The organism is Fictibacillus barbaricus (genome assembly GCF_014635025.1).
In the GTDB taxonomy this organism is placed as follows: domain Bacteria; phylum Bacillota; class Bacilli; order Bacillales; family Fictibacillaceae; genus Fictibacillus; species Fictibacillus barbaricus.
Window position 1 is genome coordinate 1 of sequence record NZ_BMCE01000004.1, and the last position, 17916, is coordinate 17916.

Annotated in this window: 14 protein-coding genes; 9 read left to right on the plus strand and 5 right to left on the minus strand. The window is 33.5% G+C overall.

Annotated elements, in window-relative coordinates:
• Positions 1-155 precede the first annotated feature (155 nt).
• Positions 156-1154 carry a DGQHR domain-containing protein gene (locus IEV52_RS19490; RefSeq protein WP_188404260.1) on the minus strand — a complete coding sequence of 333 codons (999 nt, stop codon included), beginning with the start codon at positions 1152-1154 and terminating at the stop codon, positions 156-158.
• A gap of 133 nt (positions 1155-1287) precedes the next feature.
• Here IEV52_RS19490 and IEV52_RS19495 point away from each other — a divergent pair, with 133 nt between their 5' ends.
• On the plus strand, positions 1288-1641 hold the full coding sequence (locus IEV52_RS19495; RefSeq protein ID WP_188404261.1) for a helix-turn-helix domain-containing protein: 354 nt from the start codon (positions 1288-1290) through the stop codon (positions 1639-1641).
• Positions 1642-3116: 1475 nt separating this feature from the next.
• Here IEV52_RS19495 and IEV52_RS19500 read toward each other — a convergent pair.
• Both IEV52_RS19500 and IEV52_RS22835 read right to left on the minus strand, forming a co-directional pair.
• Positions 3117-4631 carry a primase C-terminal domain-containing protein gene (locus IEV52_RS19500; RefSeq protein ID WP_188404262.1) on the minus strand — a complete coding sequence of 505 codons (1515 nt, stop codon included), beginning with the start codon at positions 4629-4631 and terminating at the stop codon, positions 3117-3119.
• 1718 nt (positions 4632-6349) lie between these two features.
• Positions 6350-6481: a hypothetical protein gene (locus IEV52_RS22835; RefSeq protein ID WP_188404263.1), complete on the minus strand. Its 132-nt coding sequence runs from the start codon at positions 6479-6481 to the stop codon at positions 6350-6352.
• A gap of 309 nt (positions 6482-6790) precedes the next feature.
• Here IEV52_RS22835 and IEV52_RS19510 point away from each other — a divergent pair, with 309 nt between their 5' ends.
• From IEV52_RS19510 to IEV52_RS19525, 4 genes are all read left to right on the plus strand, one after another.
• The gene (locus IEV52_RS19510) at positions 6791-8602 is read left to right on the plus strand and encodes a helix-turn-helix domain-containing protein (RefSeq protein WP_188404264.1); all 1812 of its coding nucleotides are present in this window, start codon (positions 6791-6793) and stop codon (positions 8600-8602) included.
• A 421-nt stretch (positions 8603-9023) separates the two neighbouring features.
• On the plus strand, positions 9024-9230 hold the full coding sequence (locus tag IEV52_RS19515; RefSeq protein WP_188404265.1) for a hypothetical protein: 207 nt from the start codon (positions 9024-9026) through the stop codon (positions 9228-9230).
• 282 nt (positions 9231-9512) lie between these two features.
• Positions 9513-10307, plus strand: a complete 795-nt coding sequence (locus tag IEV52_RS19520; RefSeq protein ID WP_188404266.1) for a ParA family protein — start codon at positions 9513-9515, stop codon at positions 10305-10307.
• Positions 10279-10722: a hypothetical protein gene (locus tag IEV52_RS19525; protein ID WP_188404267.1), complete on the plus strand. Its 444-nt coding sequence runs from the start codon at positions 10279-10281 to the stop codon at positions 10720-10722. Before IEV52_RS19520 ends, IEV52_RS19525 begins: the two co-directional genes overlap by 29 nt.
• Before the next feature lie 1493 nt (positions 10723-12215).
• On the opposite strand, the gene IEV52_RS19530 is transcribed toward IEV52_RS19525, so the two are convergent.
• Positions 12216-12626 (minus strand): CBS domain-containing protein, encoded by a 411-nt coding sequence (locus tag IEV52_RS19530; protein WP_188404268.1) that lies wholly within the window; start codon positions 12624-12626, stop codon positions 12216-12218.
• 1261 nt (positions 12627-13887) lie between these two features.
• On the opposite strand from IEV52_RS19530, the gene IEV52_RS19535 reads away from it, so the two are divergent.
• The 4 genes from IEV52_RS19535 to IEV52_RS19550 all read left to right on the plus strand — a co-directional run bounded on the left by IEV52_RS19535 (position 13888) and on the right by IEV52_RS19550 (position 16217).
• Positions 13888-14238: a hypothetical protein gene (locus tag IEV52_RS19535; protein ID WP_188404269.1), complete on the plus strand. Its 351-nt coding sequence runs from the start codon at positions 13888-13890 to the stop codon at positions 14236-14238.
• A 404-nt stretch (positions 14239-14642) separates the two neighbouring features.
• On the plus strand, positions 14643-14948 hold the full coding sequence (locus IEV52_RS19540) for a winged helix-turn-helix transcriptional regulator (RefSeq protein WP_188404270.1): 306 nt from the start codon (positions 14643-14645) through the stop codon (positions 14946-14948).
• Positions 14949-15678: 730 nt separating this feature from the next.
• Entirely contained in the window at positions 15679-15876 is a 198-nt protein-coding gene (locus IEV52_RS19545; RefSeq protein ID WP_188404271.1) for a hypothetical protein, read from the plus strand.
• A gap of 173 nt (positions 15877-16049) precedes the next feature.
• A complete protein-coding gene (locus tag IEV52_RS19550) occupies positions 16050-16217 on the plus strand; it encodes a hypothetical protein (RefSeq protein WP_188404272.1) in 168 nt (55 codons plus the stop codon).
• Positions 16218-16453: 236 nt separating this feature from the next.
• On the opposite strand, the gene IEV52_RS19555 is transcribed toward IEV52_RS19550, so the two are convergent.
• The gene (locus IEV52_RS19555; RefSeq protein WP_188404273.1) at positions 16454-17794 is read right to left on the minus strand and encodes a Glu/Leu/Phe/Val family dehydrogenase; all 1341 of its coding nucleotides are present in this window, start codon (positions 17792-17794) and stop codon (positions 16454-16456) included.
• Between the last annotated feature and the right edge of the window lie 122 nt (positions 17795-17916).

Below are 17916 nucleotides of genomic sequence, written 5' to 3' on the forward strand. Positions count from 1 at the left end.
AAAAAAAAACATTAAGGATATAATTTTGATATATTAATAGGAATTCCATTATTTATTAGCTAATTAATAAATTGTTGTTTAACAACTAAATTTCCCAATTTAAAATTCCCGATATAAAAGACCAGAATTTTTATATTTTATCTATTTTTTATGTTTTAATTATATACCCCCATTTGTTCCAATAATTCTTTTGCAAGAGTTCTTGATCCTGTAATTCCTTTTAGATATTTCATACTTCCTTCAGCAGACCAATCAACATTTTTTATCTTATAAAGGGTTTTAGTCATCTGGTTTATATCAATATTATTTGAATCTTTATCAAAATGTTTTCTTATAACCTGATTACCTACAAGTGACAATGCATTAATTCCTATAATATGTGTCATCTTATAATTTTTATAGTCTCCCCATTCATTAGGAAACATCTTTTTAATTATATTAAAGTAAGTTGTTGCTATTAACAAAATCTTCTCTTTATTTAATTCTGTAACTATTGAATCCTTTGTAAGCATTGACAGTGCTGTATAAATATTTTGTAAAGTAATATGTCTTCCTTTACTTCTTTGTCCTATAATAGTTCCTTTTTCGTGAAATGGACTATCTTTTTGAATTATTAGTTGCGTTGCTACCCAGCTTAGCTCTTCATTATCTCTTTTTAAATATCTACTTAGGGATGAACCTATACCTTTTGCTTTAGTATTAATGGTATCAAACAACATAATCTCTTCATCTTCATCTAACCAATGAAATGCCAAAAAAGGTATATTTAATGAGATATTTGATTCTTTAGTATATATTTCAATTCCTCCTAAACGATGTTGACCGTCCATAACTGAAGCTTTACCTTTACAGAACAGTCTACCAAATGAAGGACGTTTACTGTCATAAGCTGAGAATTCCCAATTCCCCATAGCGTTTAATAATATAGGGGTAAATAAAGCTCCATCTCCTATAGATAAGTATTCGGAAAAATCCTGACACCTTTTTTTGTTAACTGGTCTTTGATACCCTTTTCCAGAAGGGTCATCAAATGGTTTTACAAATAATAACTTAGTTGAATCATGAGAAGAAATATTACTTTGATAGATAACTTTACCTCTCATTTTGGTTTGTATGACATTTTCAATAATAATATTCTTATTTAATGAACTCATTATAATATCTCCTTTAATACAAAAATACAATATGAATAATAGTACTTATAAGTTCATTTTTCAATGGAAATTATATCATATTAGTCTGTATGGATACTTCTTACTTACCTACTCTTAAAGAGAGGTGGTAAAGGTGTCAGATTTCATTAAACTTGTTGGAATGAAGGTTAAATTGATAAGAAAATCCCTAAACTTAACTCAAGAAGAACTTGCTGAAAGAGCTCATTTCCAAGCATCATACTTAGCAGGAATTGAACGTGGGGAACGAAATATAACTTTAGAAACTTTAGAAAAAATTGCAAATGCATTAGAGATTTCCCCACAAGATTTATTTCATTATAATGACTTAGTTACACTTGAATCTGATAATGTTAGTGACATTGAAATAATTAAATCAATTATCTACAACCGTAATAGTACAGAACTTAAAATGATAAAGAATATTCTCTTTGAAATCACAAAAACGATTGACTCAATAAAAAAGTAGAAGAGTACATAACTTGGTACACACCTACTTTTTTATAATAACTATAAGTATGTTTATATACTTTTCCAGCTTATTTATAATAAGTTATTATCAAGAGCTTTCAAAAATTTATCTACTAACCATTATGCCGTTTTTTTATAATGTACTCTTCAGGATCAATTAATTTAGCTATTAATTCACACTTAGTTAAATTATGATATCTTCTTTTTAACGTCATTTTAAAATTCGATCTTGCTTTAAACTTTTACGATTTGTAGTTGTTATTTTGTTTTTTTTAACAGTATTACTATGTTTTTGGTATTAGAATGTATCGCTTTTTCGATGGATCAATTTCAAAACGATATTGCTAATACTCATATCTTCTTTTCTTAATTTTAAATAATCTATTGCTTTACCTAATTCCACTGACCTTTGTTCTTACTTTCATTCAACCAAGGACGTGGATATGAAGAACACTTCTGACTAATAATGTTCGTCCTTCTATATTCTTCAATTTATTATATTACTTACCAGTTTTAAATAACTACCCAAATTCACGCCCATTTCTCAGCGCTTTCAAGAGACCATTTAATAAAGGATTCCAATTCATGTTTTTGTTTAGGAATTTTAGCCTAAAATCTTTATTTTCTTTTGGGCTCCTCAATCTTCTGAATTTAGAGAAACTCTTCATTCTCACTTCTTACATACGGTATTTATCGATTGATTCTTATTAATTTCTCTACTGTCATGAAAAACTAATGATACACCACCTGCGGATGATAGAACTTCAGTAATAGTTCTTGATTAACAAAAAGTTTTGATTAATTTATTCAGCGCTATCCAAGTTTAGTTCGCATTTTGAGGGATATAGTTGGAGGTTCGTATTACCGTTTGTCATAATTCCCATATCCTTTTAAATAATAAAGCGTATAGAATCCATAATGTTAACTTGATTTTTTATCCATTCAATGATCTTTGAAGATTCATCCGTATTAACTTCCAATTAACTACATACCTGGTTTTTTCTCCATTTTTATATCTTTTATTCTGACCCTCTTCTCTCCCCTCAACTCTAGCCGTTTACCTTTTCCCTAATTTGTTTTTTGTAATTATCGATGATCTTAATAGTTAATAATAGATACATAACTTCTGTATTAAATTTTACTTCTGTTCAGCTGGTACAACAAAAATTTAGTTTTTTGCACCTTCTGTAACATTATTTTAGGATGGCTCTAATGCATCTCTCACTGTAATGCTCCACTTACTAAACAAGAATAAATTATTAAACAGAATAGTATTTGTCCTGAAAAAACAGCAATAGCTAACCACAATAAATACAATTAGTATAAAACCTCTTATAATTTCACGTACCATATCCATTAATCTCTATAACAAACAGTAGCTCTAAGATATTATTTCCCTATTAAAGTTTGCTTACTAACAAATAAGCAGAAAGGAGAATTTTGATATGTATTGGCACACTGGCTCATTATTTGTCAACTAGACCTCGCTCTTGGCGGAGATCCCTTGATGAAGAACGGTAGGCTTGTTCTATAGGCCTCCTCAGACTCTATGATACTCGTATCCTCTTTTGGCAGGACATTAGGAAACACGAGCTGCGCTCTTGGTATTGTTATCTGTTTTAAGGTAATAAGATGTTTAAACAATACAGACTTCGCTGAGATTCTGGTCACCGCGTTCCGACCGCGTCCCTTTGTTTGTTTGACGATTCGTTTTGATTGCTTTAACACCTCTTTTAAGGTGGATAAGGCCATGCCGAACGTTTCGGCGAGCATGCTTAAAGAGCCCTTCAGGAAAGGGTTGACTTCTGTTGTATGCTTCTTTAAGTACTCTAGGATATCGCTCTCTCGTTCGTCGTAATGAGAGCGTGATCTCTCTTCACGGGGCTTCTTAAACTTATACCAGCCTTCTCTTCCGATAAACCGAGCTTGTCCGTCGGTCCAGAGCTCAAGCAGGCTCTCCACGTAAGAACGCTTCACTCCTTTGTATTTACCGGAGTAAGCACTTTTTAACGTCCGTTCGAATTCTTGTTTACTTAATGGACGAGTTAGGTTGCTGTTGAACTGATCAAGTTCATCGTACGCCTCTTCTACACATCTTCCACTCTGATAATTTGCTAGAGCGAGTGTCATGAGAGCGTTGTTCCGGCTGGAACCGTGGTATCCTGAATCGATTCTCTCGGAACGGATGAGCGCCTGGTACCAGTCTGAACGGGTCATGTCTTCAGTCTGGTTTCGTGTAGAATAGATGACGCGGAACATGTTTTTCTTCTCATAAGTTACAGACCAGCTGATGAGATTTCTCGTGTCCGCTGGTGTAGGAAAGAAATCGAGCACGTTCTCCTCTGTCGGCATCCGGTAGAACCCAAAAGGTACACAGTTTGCGTCGACTGGTGCATATTGTTTCAACGCTTTTCGGATGTTGCTGGATAGTCGCTCTGCGATCCTTAGACTCTTGTAGTCTTGTTTTTTATGGATATAGAACGGTGTGGAGAGCACGTAGAACACCTGGTATCCCCTCGGTGTCGACAGCAAAAGATTCGGCCGGGGCAGCCCCAACTCCTCACAACCGATGTAGAGCCCATAGAGATCAACGTCTTTCGAGTCGATATCCATACCGATCACGTTGATCTGCTTTAAGTTCTCACGCTCGTGTCCTTTGATGATCCTGTTCTTAAAATCGTAGTATGTTCCACCGCGAAACGTGTTTGGTGTCCAATGGGAAAGGCCTCTGTACTTCTCTTCTAGCGTCTCATAAGATGTAACAATGAAGCCTTTTCCTTGGGTCAGGTCTTCTTTAGAGGAGGAGACGAACACAACACCACTCTTGTATGGTTTATTTTTTTCCGCATCACGAAAACGCACCACGTTCTTTAGTGGTGCAGATGTTCCTTTTTTCTTGTATGGAGTGAGGCTGTCATGTGTCATGAAAGCGAGTATGTCAGCTATTGAACGTATAGATTTTTGACTATTACTTGCTTCTCTCTCCATAAGAACACCCTTTTCTCCCGTGATTTTCGCCTTCTTTACCGTTAACAGGGTAAGCCAGAATAGTTTTGTCCCCTATTTACGTCTGTTCGAAGTTTGTTGGAGAAAGTATAGCGAAATCACTTTTTAATTTTTGGTGTCCTCTAAGGAAAATGCACCAAAACAAAAAGCCCCTCAAAGCGTGACACCTCAAGGGACGAAAAAAAGTGTTCTATTTTTTTATGATGCAAGTTTCGCTCGTCTTTTGCACCATGGAACATAATGTGTTCCATGTGTGCGGACTCTGTGTGGTTTTTTAAATGTTAGAAATCCCTATGATATCAAGGTTTAAAGAGTTTGTGATAAAACAATACCATACAGACTACGCTCAAATTTTAATGTAAGTGGTGCGTTTTTTACGGACATCCTTCGCTCAATTTCGTCAAGTCTCGTCGATTATTTCGTTAAAATTGGATAGTTTATCCTCTAAACCTACTGTTTTCATGGTTTTTATTGCAGACAGGTTCCGCTCAAAATGGAAACTCAGTAGATTGGTTGGTGCATTTTTTGGTTCGTTTTGATACACAGGTTCCGCTCACCATGTAGTAAGATGGTGCATATTTGGTGCGAAATGCACCACTGAGCGGACAGTGTGTACTATTTTCTTGAGTTTAGGAATAGTTTGCACCACAAGACAGCACCTAATGATTACCTATTTATTCTAATTTTTCATCTGAATGCTACAAGATACCCTAAATTTAAGTTGTCCTTAAATTTAAAGTACCTTTTTTTAGAAGTCATTAGACACATTAAGTTATAATCATTTACTTCACTTAAAGTAGTGAGATTAAGTCCGACTGCTCTTTTTAATTAACACACATACATTATAAAACCATACACTAAATCAAAAGGGTTTAGTCGCCAACATATAGCTTCAAAGGACTCCTGATCGATAGAGCAGGAGTTTTAAACCCTTCATGCTTACTCTAACTTACTTAATAATATCTTCCATTAATTACACAGCTTCTAATCGGTCAAAAATAAATGATGAATGGTTGCAAGCTCAAAGATACAACCGTTTTAACGTACACTTTCAAACTGGTGCAGTTTCATTATATGATCGGAACTTGTCTATTATATGGTGCATTTCTGTATGTTCATTTATAAAAAGACAGGTAAGTGCACGATATCTTCACAAAATGTACTGTAATTTTAAAATGCACTACTCCTTCTTGAAGGAATGTACCTGAAGTAGAACAAGACAATTATTTATAAACATAAAAATTTCAATTAGATTTAACCGAAAATCTGTAACTGCAATTCCATATAAGTTATTGTTTCTAAGAGGTATCCATCTGAATTAATTATTATAATGAGGGGTTGACTCACTTTTCAACACCACTATCAATTAAAAAGTTCATAAACCTTTCGTCACTAGTTGGAACGACAATTCTAAGAGTTCATTAATAGTTAAGCCAGTTGTTTTCATGTTTTTGGTCTACCTTTTTAACCATGGACTCAATTGTATCGGGGTTCCTTTATAAACTATCATTTCTTTTTATCTAGCATAAAATTGATTTGAAATATACTACATAAAACAATTTATAGATTTACGTTTAAAAAATATTCCTAGTAGAAGACTGTTGCGAAATGTTATTAATCCCTCATATAGTAAACATTATTACTTAATAATATACAACGACATATATATTGTTGTTATTATTGACTTATATTTTATTTAATTAAGTCGAATTCCGTTGGATTAACTGAAATGGGAGATTTACTTCTTTTCGTTTAAGTGATTTTTTATCTTTTATTGCGTTTACCACCTGAGCCATTGCATCTCGTCCCTTTTTTTCGATCGGTTGCTCCACTGTGGTAAGATTCAGTTTTCAGATAAGTCAATAAATCTTTTTATCTGTTATTTCGAATACAGAAATATTTGTCAGATAACTTCCCCCTACTGAATCCATAGGTTTACAAATTACTGGTGCATTTTTGGTACACAAGTTCCGCTCGAATGTACCAAAATTGGTGCAATTTTTATTATAAAAGTATCAATTTGGTGCATTTTAATGTCTTCTATATGTACAATGCTTGCTATAATGAAAACAGTGGTGCATTTTATATACATAAATAAACCAATATGATTGTTATAGCTATACATAGAGAGGGTGTATGTTATGAATTATGAAGACATACCTGATCGTTTGATACTAAACTATAAACTATTAAAAGTTGTCATCTATGAAGAAACAAAGGGATTGTTTGAAGACCGTCCGCATGTTTTGGAACATTGGCACCATGATGCCTACCAGATGACAGAGGAAGAGACTCGCCAACAAGCGCCATGTGAGAAGATGCGCCCTAGTTTTCGTGCTCTCTTCTACCTGTACACGCAGACCCTTTTTTCTGGTGAACATATTACTAAACACATGATTCGGGATGCTGTTGACCGTTATAAGGACACGATCAAACTCTTGCTTGCAGGTCACTTCATGCAAGAGTTCCCGAATATTGAGATCAAAAGAAGTGTGAACGAAGAAAAGATCGAAGAAGCGCTCGACCGTGATTATATCTATTCCAGTATGGATATGGATTTTCACCTCATGCGTGATATCGTGACGAAGAAGAAAGAATATAAAGAAGGTGACACGGGTTACCTCGCTACAGAGATCATTGATAACAAAGGACAAGTACGTGGGATGGCCGAACTACGGCCAAACGAGACAGGTGTTCCACAGCTTACCGCAGATCAGCAAGAAATCTGGCTCGAACTCATCGAATCTACACTGAATTCACTTGATGAGATGACGGCTGACCTCTTTGACTTGATCACCTACCTTTGGATGGTGACACCTAAAGACAGTGATGGATATATTGAGTTTCACAGCAACGATGCCCTTCGCCTTCGTAATCTTCGTAAACGTACAGCAAACGGTCGTGAACTAGATTACCGTGAAGAAGATCGCTTCAATATTATGAAACGTGTCGCTGCCCTCTCTTCTATCTGGGTCTCACTCGGAGACCAGAAGATCAAAGTCATCAACGCTGAAGAGATGCAAGATAACGAGCTTTATAAGTTCAAAGATTTTCAGCGCATGTTTGAGATTGGAAAAATACGTGTCGCGTATGATAAGAAGACGGGTGAAGCGAGAGGAATTTATGCGGTTCAAGTTAAACCCACCTCTATACTGACACCTTACCTAGAGGGACCTAACCGATCAATAGGTCTTCTTGACCTAAAGATCTTTCAATACAGTCACTTCACACAAAGAGAACAGAAACGTTTGGCTCGTTACCTAAATCTACAATGGAAGATTCGTACGGTGAGAAGGTCTTTAAACCAACCGTTTAAAGTTTCTACGATTCTTAAAATATTAGATATCTCTTCTCGTTATAACGGTGTTCAGATCAGGGACAAGTTTGAGAACGTATTAGATGAACTGCAAAAAGATGATGTAATCAAAACGTGGCATTACACCGAAGAGATCGATGAAGAGATGGTCGGCAGAAAAGGATGGTTTAAGAACTATTGGTCAAAGATCAACGTGATCATTCTGCCTCATGATTCACTCGTCAAAGAAAACCAGAAGAACTTAATTTCATCAGATCATAGTGTCGATGAAAGAATCATTGCGCGCATGCAGAAACTAACGCAAGACAATTTACTGATTGCTAGTCACGAAGATCCTACTCCATCTTGGGAGTTCGTCCAACAAGAAACAGCATCAACTATTGATACGAAACAGAACATTCATATATTGGACAAACCCGAGCAACAGACTTTCGATTTCACACCTGATATAAAACTTACACCTTCTTCTATAAAACAAATGATTGATTCACTCGGTATGAGTATACGTCAATCAGCCAGTGAGATCGGCATCGCACACACTACTCTCTCTCGTTATATCCGGGGAGAGAACAAACGTCAGAATAAGAACAATGACGAGAAAATGTTGAACTGGTTAAAAGAAAAAGCTGTGAAGTAAGAGCACTAACCAAATTGGTTAGTGTTTTCTTATAAAATACCATTAAAACATATGTTGATGATGATATATATGTTGTAATATTAATCGTATTATAATTTAAAAGTATTGTTATGAAAAATAACGTTTTTAATATTGTGGTTAACTATATAATCTTTATTGTAATTAACATTAAGAAAGATGACATTAATAAGAACGCTGTCATAAATATATTCGTATTACATAACAACATTAAAACTATGTTGTTATATATGAAGATTGATACAATACCAATAACTATATACTTACAACATCTTTTAAAAATAAAATTGATCATATATTTAATTTGGTTATTCATATTAACAACATCTATATTATTATTTTTAACGTTATAAATAAGATTGATAACAATATGCATGAATTAAGACTTGGGGGTGATTCCTATATGCATTACGAAATTATGCTTGTCACGAAAAATTCAGACCAACAAAGAAAAATAACTGTTATGGACCTTAGGGCCAATAAGACCATCACGTTCTTATTAAATGAATTAGATAAGAGTGATTTGGATGAGGACTTAAAAAATTTTATTGATTTACACATAAATAAAATAAAAAGAGGTGATTTCGATTACTTTGGAAATCAGCAATAGAAACAATATCAATCGTGACAATAATTAAAACTAGAAGAATTATTATATATGTTAATGATAATATATATAACAAAAACGTTAATAATATTGTTATCCAAAACACAATATAATTGAAACATATGATATAATTAGCATTGTTCATAAAATTGAATATGTCGACAACATATTAAAATATGCTGTATGATACTGTGTGTTATTGTCGACAGTATGTATGACGATGACATGTACAATGATGTTAAAATTAGAATTAACAAATAAGAGATTAATAGTGAGGTGTAAACATTGACTGCAAAAATTGTAACGTTTGGAATCAGTAAAGGCGGCTGTTCAAAGTCAATCAGCAGCGGTATCACATCATACCTCCTTAGTAAGAAAGAACGAGTTCTTGCGATTGATATGGATGGTCAGGGAAATCTTACGAGTTTCTTAACGAGTGAATATGATATTTGTAACGTATTTGAGAAAAGAACCGTATTAGAAGCTATCCTTGATGGAGATGCCAGAAAGTATATCATCAAGATTGCGAAGAACTTAGATTTAGTTCCTGCAAATGACTTCCTGGCTACGCTCCCTCGTTTGATGTATGAGAATGGATTAAACCTGGATGCCCTGCAAAAAGCATTAGAACCGGTAATGGAAGATTATGATTGGATCATTATCGATACACCACCGGCCCTATCAGAACATACAGTAATGCCTCTAAGTACATACTCAAGTGCAGGAAGTTACGCGGTTGTCATGTTTGATGGATCGATGTTTGCTTACTACGCCATTCCTAAGTTCTTAGAGATTATTGATGGAGCCAAAGAGAGATACAACCCTAACTTAGGAACAGCAGGTATTCTCTTCTCTCTCATCGATGCAAGAGCTAAAGAGAATGAGATCATGGAAGAGTCTATCGATGAAGAGTATCCAGGTGTACGCTTTAAGACGATCATCAAAAGAAAAGCAGCTACTCGCCGTTTAGCGATTACAGGATTTGATGAGAATCCAGAACTGAAGAACGCTTTAGAATACTACATCCCATTCGTGAAGGAGCTGAAGAAACGTGTCAAACAAGAGCAGCCTCAAGGATAAGATAAAAAAACCTAACGCGACACAGACCTTTTTTAATTCATATGACAACGTTGATGTTAAGAAAGAAGATAGGAAAGAAACTGAAATTAAGAACAATGAAGAAGATATCATTAAAAACGAGGATGAAGTTGCTAGCGAAATATATGATATGAACGACAACAACATCGACAACGTTGTTGATAATAAGAACAATAATGATGAAGATGATGATTACCTTCGAATGCTTGCTTCTGGTAACAAAATAAAGAAGCAAAAGAAGAAAAAAGTATTCACCTCCTTCTACATGGATCCAGATCTTGCTGTTGAAGTGGATAACATTGCCTCCCGCGGAGAAAAAGGAGATAAATCAAAACTTATTAATAAGGCGATAAGAAGCCTATTAGAACAATATGGAGTTATTGAAAAAAGCCGCTAAATTAGCGGCTTTTTTCAATCTATATAACCTCTTTGTCATTAATAACAACAATGTTATATATGTTGATTATGATATATTTTTAATTTATATCACGTTTATAACAACCATTAATATTTATATGTTGTTGATGTATATCAATTATCATTATTGTCAATAATACTAGTAACAGCAACACTATACTTGAGTATAAATAGAAATATGTATCAACAATATTTATCCCGACAATAAATATATATATATATTTATTTATATCGAGTCTTATTGTTATTTTTAGCCAGAATTTAATAATTAAACTTAATATCCAGAAACAAATATAAAAATAAGTAGTTTAACAGCTGATTGACATGTTCTAATTTTATTATATTTAATTGAGTATTATGTATGGTAGATCGTCAATGTTAATTGGAAGGGATAGTTTGGAAACGTTAAGTAAAGAACAGAGGTACTTTAGTTAATTTATTATAGCGGATGATTATAAATGTAACATTCACCAAAGCTATACTTAACAGTTTGTAGCTGATTACTGAATCTGGTAACTTTATTTGAAGTGAGCATTTTTGTCTTTTACGACATCAATTATATCAATAACAATGTTTTATATGTTGATCATGACATATATGATAACTAGTATTACATTAACAATTAATACTTCATCATTATTAATTTTTGTATGATATACAACATTAATATGATCCATAACGTTTGCCTTAACATTAATAATTAGAAATATAAATACCGTTGTCATTTATAAGTATAAATTCAATGTATATTAATAAGTTATTGACATTTATATAGGCGTTTTTAATTATAAAAAATATGATGTTGTTACTATATATATTGTATTTAAGATATGTTGTAAGCAATGGATTAACATATTAGATGTTATCAATATCAATTCCAATATTAATAAAATTTTTGATATACATACAATTGTATAGTTAATTTTCGTATGTTTATAAATTATCGAATTGCAACGTTAATAATCATAATCACTCATTTTCAGATCACAACATTCTTGTTCTGAATACTAGCATTTCGACCAAGTAAAAATCCAAGATGTAAATATTTATGTCATTGTTAATGTATCTGTTAAAATTGGATATGTTACTAATGTAGAGATTTAAATCCAACAATATAGGGACAAAAAAAGACCAAAACATAACGTTCGGTCTTTTTTGCTTTTCAGATCAGTTATTTCGAAAACACTTATGTTAATGAATATGAGGACGGTACAGGCATTCTAGTGGATTTGACTTCGCATTTAGGACGCTGAAACGTTAACTTGCTCGGTTATTGCTGATGTGAATGATAATGGTCTTTAAAATTGAAAATCTACACCCTTTAGTAATTTCAATATTCAACAAACGGTAGCTATAAGGATCTTCAAACTCAAGATCCTTTTTTTTGTTTAATAGTTAAATATATGCTCCAAGCTGGTATCAAAGAAGTAACGATCCATGGAAGATCCTTTGTGCCAATAGGGAATTGAATATTTATTGTAAATTATTTTGACTAATTTGACTTAAGGCATTGCCAGCACTTTGGTTGGACTGTTCACGTACAGCTAAATCCCCTAAGGACAACATTCCTACAAATTGTCCATTATCAACAACAGGTAAACGCCGTATTTGATGTTGAGACATAAGAGCTGATGCTTCTTCAAGAGATGCATCAGAGGCAATAGTTACGATATTGTTTGACATCACTTGAGATACATTTGAGCTTCCATTTGTTAATCCACGAATCGCTAGATCACGGTCTGTTACCATTCCGACAACTTGACCGTTTTCAACAACCGGAACAGCTCCGATATTTTGGGCTTCCATTTTACTTGCAACCTCCTGTAAAGAATCTTGATTCGAACAGGATTGAATATTGGTTGACATAACATCACGAACTTGCATGGGTAATCCTCCTTATATTCTAGTCTAAATATTATCATTTGATATTTTCATTAAATTATTCAGTTACTCCTTGCCAATGTAAATGGAAAAGCAGTAGTTTGAAAAGAATATATGTTAAAGAAAAAGCCAGGATTAAATAATCCTGGCAAATGAAGCTTATCCAATCTAGCTGTAACTAACTTTCTTAATTACCCTTAGAGGTCAAAAAGAAGCTCTAAATCAAGATGAAGTAGAAAAAAACTTAATTACACATAGTAGTCTGAGTTTTTTATTGGTCAGCTGATACCAAGTTTCACTTTTAATAACCCAATAACTATAACAATGTTATATATATTATTAATATTGTTTTCATTTAACATTATTTATAAAATAAAAACCCTATTCATGTTGATACTGTTATTTAAATTGATATTAATATTAACATTCACAACAACATATATCTTAACAACAATAATGTTGTTTACATGTGATTTATAATACTCATATAAAATTATGTTAATACTGTTAAATAAAATATTATTAATAATATTCTTGAATGAATGGAAACTGAGGGGTTGTTTTTATATAAAAATCTAGGGATAAAGTCGAAGAAACTGATAAACTGTTTGGACAGGTTGGATTTGATTCTTCCTGACAATTTCTAATCAGGTAAGGTCTAATGTATTTTATCCTCTTTATAGGGGAGGGACGGCTTTTTGACACTAAACAGTTATAACCAAAGTATTTGAAGAGCTATACTTATAAGAATAATAACCACGGAAGTTCAGAAAAAAAATGAGAAGTGTTCAGTAGGAATTCAAATTTCAAATGTTTAAACAGAGTATCTAAGAAACTAGATTAATTAACCAACCAATGAGTTGAACCATCTTAAGTCCTGATAAAGGGGGGGGCTCGAACAAGTTCAATTCTTTTTGTTATACAAGCTGCTATTCAAGTTCAACTCTGGTTGATGTGAGAGCGGCGGTTAATAAAAATAATCTAAACTCGTTTAAGACATTTTCGTTTATTATTCCATTTATGAACACTTCTCATGTAAGTTACTCGAGAACTTATTTTAATTTTACAATATCATTTTTATATATATCAATATAATTATTTTTATAATAATAATAGATTTTATCTATTACTACGAGTATATATTATCACTTAGTTATAAATATAAACCCGTGAAGAGGGTAAGATTACATGAATAAATTTTTGAGTTGAGTAAAATATAATATTGTTACCACCACCATTTAATGACTAATCAAAGGAGAATAAAATGTCTCATCGTCTTTTAGAAGCCATTCAACAGGCTCAAAACTTATTACAAGAGATACATCAATTAGCACATCAGCTTTCTTTAGAAATTGTGGCTAACAGACAGACCCCTACAGGCCACTATTCTGAGTTCGATGCCCACCTATTACATCAAGGGCATCACAGGCCAGCGGGAGGTATTACTCATTCTATAAGTTATGCAGGACATCCTATCTACTATAATGGACATCACCATCTACCTCACAACATTGTACATCCTGTCTCGGTTCCTATTTATTACACTGGGGCATTAAATACACAAATACCGAAAACTCCACCATCTGAAAATTTTAATCAAAATAAGAATAGTTGATAAGTACCTCTTCAAAAGGACCCTCTAGTATAGGGTTCTTTTTTTTTAAGGGCAAATTCATAGATAATATTAATTAATTATATAGAAACTATAATATTGTTTAATGATTCTTTAACAAATAAAATTATTCTAAGAAAACTAAAACTATCCAGGTAGTAAAAAGCATAGTGATTAAACAATTAATATTAAGAGGTAAACATTGATGCTTTATTTTGGTTTATCAAAGAAGCAATTAAGTAATCCTCACTATGAATAAATAAAAAGAGTATTCATTTATTTTTAGAAATTAAGGATTTATAGTTTGTTGATAATCATCAATTTAAAAATTGATTAGATCAAAACGAATCCCAAATTCACCTACTTAATTTAGAACAGTTTAAGAATTAGACTTGGAGGGGAAGGGCATGAAAATAAGGAACAGAAAAACTATTAAAGCTGGGCTTGTTCTAATTGAAAAAAAATGGACTAGTTTGATTATAATCGAATTGATGGAAGGTCCTATCCGATTCAAAGCTCTTGCTAAACGTATTCCTGAAATGAGTGAAAAAATGTTAGCTCAGAGACTAAGAGAGCTAAACTCTTTAAGTATAATAGAAAGACATGTCAGTAAATACAGACCATTAAAAGTTGAATATAAACTAACGCAAAAGGGACTAGAACTAGCCGTATCCCTAAATTCCTTCTCGCAGTGGACTGATAAATGGATGTAACAAAAGTATAAAAAAGTTTTTGGGGCATTCTAAAATCTATATATGAGACTGGAATGATCTCATTACATTAATAATAGATAACATCTATTGTTTTAATATTAACAATGGTATTGATGCATCTACCGATATGTTATAAGATTTAATTAAGTTCTTTTTTGACCCCCTAATCGATGAAAAGGACTAATTCCGGGAGGTGTTCATGAGCTGCAACCTAAATTGTATCTGTAAAGAGGTCTCCGGTTAAAACCATGATGGGTGAAGAACTAATTGTAAGTATCGTAACCCTTTATGGATCCTTGAATCATGCACATGGTCTTATAGATTAATTGATTGGAAATTTTGCCAACGCTAAAAAATCAAAACAAATGGCCAAACATATTTCAAAACTGTGCGAATTCAATTGACTTTCAGAAAGATACAAAACTCATACCCTAAGTTAGGATCCGGTTCCGGAGATACAATTTTGTAGTTTTGTTGCAGATATTTTTGAACGCCTCTCTGAGAGTTTAAAGCGGGACGTTAAAATTGTGCTCCAAACTATCCAAAAGTAAACAAACAGGAGGAAAATACTCACCTCCTGTTTCTTAATGCTTTACAGTTTATCGGCATCGACCAGTCTTTAACCCATCCCCATGATTATAAATACAGTTTTTAATGTGAATAATGTAGGCTAGAATAATTTATAAAAACTTGCTAAATTATATCCAAATTGAAAGAGGGGGGGAGATAGATGGATTTATGGTGGTTTGCTTATGCTCTTATTGTGATTATATCTATTATAGGGTTAGTCGGCACTATTTGGATTTCAACGATACAAGATAAAAAGTATGGAAGTTCCACAAAACAAAACTTGATAAGATTGACATTAATTTATGCTGTTCTAATAATTGTTTCATTGATTACACTAGCTATATATATGTTCGTATAATATCAACTTTAACCGAACGAAGGAACCCGATTGGGTCCTTTTTTGTTTATTTTACATGAATATATAGATACCATCTATCTATAATAATGTTGTCGTAAAATCAAAATAGAACAGCCCGGTAGTTAATCTTAAGACTTTTTTATCTATTTTTTAACGAGAAGGTGGATCTTATAATGGAAGAGTATATTTTGATTTACAGCATACCAGTTAAAAAAGAATGGTTAGTAATGTTACTTGCTGCCGTATTGTCTATGGAACAATACTTAAAGTTAAAATCAGATCATGCTCGAAAGTTCATATTCAATGTATTAATTACTGGTAATACTAATTTTATTTTTTAGTATGGAAAGTCAGTTATGTTCTATTCCACCCGGTTACAGCGCTCAAGAACCCAGTCAATTTACTTTTTCATGGAGGAACGTATGGACTCCTATTAGGTGTGGATAAGTACGCTCTTGTTGGTGACGATGTAAGGATCTTGGATTAAACATAAAACTAATACTTCAAAAAGTAGTTCTGTTAAACTAAAGTTAATCCAAACTATCAAAAGTATACAAACAGGAGAAAACCTATTTTCTTATGCTTTACAGTTAATCGGCATCGACCAGTCTTTAACCCATCCCCGAGCTTTTAATGCTTCCGCAATACGCCCGACACCGACCATATAAGATGCTTTTCGCATATCTATATCTTTTTCAACAGTCATTCGAAACACATCGTCAAAAGCGTATATCATTTTCTCTTCTAACTTTTCATTTACATCTTTTTCTTTCCAATAGAAGCCCATCGTGTTTTGCACCCATTCAAAATAAGAGACCGTAACACCTCCGGAATTACATAGAATATCAGGGATGATAAAGACACCTTTCTCATCTAATATCTGATCACCGGCAGGTGTAGTTGGCCCATTAGCTGCTTCTGCAACGATTTTAGCTTGTATCATAGGAGCTGTCCTTTCTGTAATCTGATTTTCAAGGGCAGCAGGAACAAGTATGTCTACCGGTAATGAAAAAAGCTCATCATTATCGATTCTTGTTGTACCTGGGAAGTTCATAACAGCTTTGGTATTATTGACATATTTAATTAATTCGGGTACATCGATTCCATTCTGAGAATAAATTCCTCCAGAAGCATCCGAGATTCCAATGATCTTTACCCCAAGTTCATGCAGGAATTTGGCAGTCATGCTTCCAACGTTTCCAAAACCTTGTATCGCTGCCTTTGCGTTTTTGAGATCGATGTTAAGCCTCTTAGCCGCCTGCACAATAGTGATCACCACACCACGGCCTGTAGCTTCGATCCTGCCTTGTGACCCCCCTATGATTATTGGTTTTCCCGTTATGAATCCCGGAACATTGTACCCACGTAATCTGTCGAATTCATCAAGCATCCAGCCCATTACTTGAGGATTGGTATTCACATCTGGAGCTGGTATATCTTTTTCTGGACCAATGATTGGAATTAATGCTCTAATATAGCTTCTGCTTAAATTCTCTAACTCACATTCAGACAATTGAGTAGGATCAACGATTACGCCCCCTTTTCCTCCACCGAAGGGAAGTCCAAGAATCGCTGATTTTAATGACATCCATATGGATAACGCCTTAACTTCATCTAAATCCACTTTAGGATGAAAGCGGATCCCGCCTTTTGTGGGTCCTAATATATCAATATGCTGAGAACGGTAACCAGTAAAGTTTCTGATTTGACCATCATCCATCTTAACCGGGATTGATACTTCCATTACCCTTGCTGGTTTTTCAAGGATACTGTATACACCTTGACTTAGCCTTAGTGCTTCGACAGACTCTTTGATGAGTTCCTTAACGATCTCGTAGGGATTCTCATTTTTATTGGCTGTGATCGGTGCTTCCGCTTTTGAATTGTTTTTAGCAATTTTACTACTTATGTTCTCCATACATTAACCTCCAGACTTTTTCAGCTTCCGTAATTAAAACATTAAAGATTTAGTGTTTTTTATTGACAGAATCCTTGTTATAACAGCCATCTACCCACCTTTTTCAACCATTAGGTTTCCAT

What these genes read in the sequence shown, in the direction of transcription:
- IEV52_RS19545 (WP_188404271.1), top strand. Translation starts at nt 15,679, where the DNA reads ATGGATTTATGGTGGTTTGCTTATGCTCTTATTGTGATTATATCTATT.
- IEV52_RS19540 (WP_188404270.1), top strand. Translation starts at nt 14,643, where the DNA reads ATGAAAATAAGGAACAGAAAAACTATTAAAGCTGGGCTTGTTCTAATT.
- IEV52_RS19535 (WP_188404269.1), top strand. Translation starts at nt 13,888, where the DNA reads ATGTCTCATCGTCTTTTAGAAGCCATTCAACAGGCTCAAAACTTATTA.
- IEV52_RS19500 (WP_188404262.1), bottom strand. Translation starts at nt 4,631, where the DNA reads ATGGAGAGAGAAGCAAGTAATAGTCAAAAATCTATACGTTCAATAGCT.
- IEV52_RS19530 (WP_188404268.1), bottom strand. Translation starts at nt 12,626, where the DNA reads ATGCAAGTTCGTGATGTTATGTCAACCAATATTCAATCCTGTTCGAAT.
- IEV52_RS19515 (WP_188404265.1), top strand. Translation starts at nt 9,024, where the DNA reads ATGCATTACGAAATTATGCTTGTCACGAAAAATTCAGACCAACAAAGA.
- IEV52_RS19510 (WP_188404264.1), top strand. Translation starts at nt 6,791, where the DNA reads ATGAATTATGAAGACATACCTGATCGTTTGATACTAAACTATAAACTA.
- IEV52_RS19490 (WP_188404260.1), bottom strand. Translation starts at nt 1,154, where the DNA reads ATGAGTTCATTAAATAAGAATATTATTATTGAAAATGTCATACAAACC.
- IEV52_RS19555 (WP_188404273.1), bottom strand. Translation starts at nt 17,794, where the DNA reads ATGGAGAACATAAGTAGTAAAATTGCTAAAAACAATTCAAAAGCGGAA.
- IEV52_RS19550 (WP_188404272.1), top strand. Translation starts at nt 16,050, where the DNA reads ATGGAAGAGTATATTTTGATTTACAGCATACCAGTTAAAAAAGAATGG.